The following is a 2783-nucleotide window of genomic DNA, read 5'->3' on the forward strand; positions in this document are numbered from 1 at the left end:
CACGTGGAACCGGCGCACCGAGCGACCTCGGCCAAACTGTCCTGCCCGCACGGCACAATCGGAAACCACAGAGGCTGCCGCCCCAAGAACGACGATCAACAGGCGCCGCGTGAAAGTTTCGGGCTAAGGGGAAGATATATTCCCATCGTCTTCACGGTCCTTCACCCGTTCGGGCGCCCACACTTCACGGCAGCGTTCCGAGCACCACCGTGGCGTCGAGTTCGTCGGAGCGGATCACCTGCGGGATCAGCCCGTAGCAAGCCACCAGCTCGGCGGTCGAGTCCGCTTGGCGCTCGCTTGTTTCAATGAGCAGTTGCCCGCCAGGAACCAGCCACAACGGTGCTCCCGCGGCGACCCGGCGCTGCACGTCGAGCCCATCCGGTCCGCCGTCGAGCGCGATCAACGGCTCGTGATCGCGAGCCTCGGGCGGCATCATCGCGATGGAATCACTAGGCACGTACGGCGCATTCGCAACCAGCACCTCGACGCGCCCTTGAAGCGAGGGCGGCAGCGGCTCGTACAGGTCACCCTGGTAGACGTGACCGCCGACGCTCGCGACATTCCGGCGCGCGCACCGCACCGCTGCGGGATCGATGTCGGCCGCATAGAGCTCCAGTTCGCCGACAGCGCCCGCGACGGCAGCTCCGACCGCACCGGACCCGCAACACATGTCGAGCAGCACTGCTCTCGATCGGATCAGTGTTTGCGCCTGGCAGACAAGCAATTCGGTGCGGCGGCGAGGAACGAACACCCCCGGCTCGACCGCTATCCGCAGACCGCAGAACTCAACCCAGCCGAGGACGTACTCCAAAGGCACGCCAGCAACCCGTCGGTCCAGCATGGCAGTCAGGTGAGTGGGGCTCCGGGCGGTTGAGAGCAGGAGGTCGGCTTCGTCCTCGGCGAAGACACACCCCGCGGTGCGAAGTGAGGTGACGATTGCCGAGCGTCTGGATGGCAGTTCGGCAGCGAACATGAGGCCTTCCGATCAGGACCAGAGGCGCTCGCTCCGTCTGCTGACGCAGGCTGCTATCGCAGGCGACCAGCACGGCCAGCGGAGGAGGACACCGGGGTTGATGTGACGTTGATGATTTCCACCCTCCCTGCGGTAGGTCGACCAGTTGCCGGCACGAACATAGCACGCGAATCTTCACATTCACCCGATTTATAAACCCATCGGACCTGGCACGGGAGCCGGCGGCCCAGGCACGGGACCGGGACCCGGGGTCGGAATGGGAGGCGTGGGGACCGGTGCCGGCGGCCCAGGCACGGGAGCCGGCGGCCCAGGCACGGGACCGGGACCCGGGGTCGGAATGGGAGGCGTGGGGACCGGTGCCGGCGGCCCAGGCACGGGACCCGGTTCCGGCGGTGGCACGGGGTCAGGCACGGGGCCCGGTTCCGGCGGTGGCACGGGGTCAGGCGCGATCGGGGGGACGGTCGGTCCCGGCTCGATCGGCGGAACAGTGGGGCTCGGTGCTATCGGGTCGGTCATGGCTATCCCCTCGATCCAACGATAGGTACATCAGCAATACAGCCAGATACGGCAGAGCAAGCACATGAGGTTGCACGACACTGCCCGCATACGGTTTGCTCCCGCCGCGCTAGTCGGCCGAACTCAGGACGTCAGCTTCGACCCGCTCCACGAGCTCGGTGACGGCGGCAGCGACGACCTCGGGGCGGGTGCGAATGATCCAGTGATCCCCGGCAATCGAGCGCAGCGTGAGGTTGCGGACGAACGGCTGCGGTGCTTCAAACTGTAGGGAGGTGCTGACGAAGGGGTCCGCCGTCGGTGCCAGCACCTGCACCGGGATGTCGGTTGTGCGGGGCTGCGAGGCCCCGACTCGAAGCAGGTTGGCGCGGTAGAGCTGCAGGCCGTTCAGCTTGTCAGGCCAGGACCGGCGATAGCCGTCGCTCGCGGTGGATTGGGTGCCACGCCGCTCGACCAGCCGCAACAGTAAGTCCACGGCACCCGAGCGCCACGCCAGTTCGGGCAGCATCGGTACTTGGAACAGCGCCACGTAATAGGAGTCGCTCAGCTGACGGGCGATCTTGCCCAGCGCCAGACTGGACGGACGCAGATTGCTGCGCAGCCATTGGCCGGTCTGTTCGATATCGGGACCCGAGATCGAGGTGAAACTCGCGATCCGGCTCCGCAGCGACTCGCTGAGCACGCATGCCCAACCCTGAACCGACCCCCAGTCATGTGCCACGACGTGGACCGCCCGATCAGGACTGGTCGCTTCGATGACGGCCGTGAAGTCGTCCACGAGATGCTCGAGCCGGTACGCGGCGCGCTGTGCGGGCTTGTCCGACTCGCCGGCACCCCGAACGTCGTAGCTCACGACGTGATAGCGCCGGGCCAACTCCCCCACGATGCTGCTCCACACCCCGGCGTTGTCCGGGTAACCGTGAATAAGCACCACCGTCGGCGCCGCTGGGTCGCCATGTTCGTAGACAGCCACCCGCACGCCGTCGGCCGAACTCACACGCCGGATCGCTGACACCGCCCGACTATGCGCCGGGATGCAGAGGGCTGTCAACGCACGTCCCGACCAGCTACCGGCCTGTTTATGGGCCACTCCCCATGCCCACTCAAGGTGCCGCATGCCAACCACCTCCGTCCGGCTCGCCCTGCCCGGGACCGCCCAGGTCGCTCGGCCCGCCTAGATGAGTGAGTCCGTTTGCGGCTCACGCGCGTGTCGCTGCCGGAGGTGGTAGGCGGAGGGCGTCGAAGATCATTTTGTGACGAATAACCTGGACGCCCTCCTGACCGCACTCTACGTCGA

At 66.8% G+C, this 2783-nt stretch carries 2 protein-coding genes; both read right to left on the reverse strand.

Annotated elements, in window-relative coordinates; genetic code table 11:
- Window positions 1-184: 184 nt before the first annotated feature.
- Window positions 185-973: a putative protein N(5)-glutamine methyltransferase gene (locus tag RM423_RS24425; RefSeq protein ID WP_311425640.1), complete on the reverse strand. Its 789-nt coding sequence runs from the start codon at window positions 971-973 to the stop codon at window positions 185-187.
- 625 nt (window positions 974-1598) lie between these two features.
- On the reverse strand, window positions 1599-2501 hold the full coding sequence (locus RM423_RS24430) for an alpha/beta fold hydrolase (protein WP_311425641.1): 903 nt from the start codon (window positions 2499-2501) through the stop codon (window positions 1599-1601).
- Between the last annotated feature and the right edge of the window lie 282 nt (window positions 2502-2783).

The organism is Jatrophihabitans lederbergiae (assembly GCF_031845305.1).
GTDB lineage: Bacteria > Actinomycetota > Actinomycetes > Mycobacteriales > Jatrophihabitantaceae > Jatrophihabitans_A > Jatrophihabitans_A lederbergiae.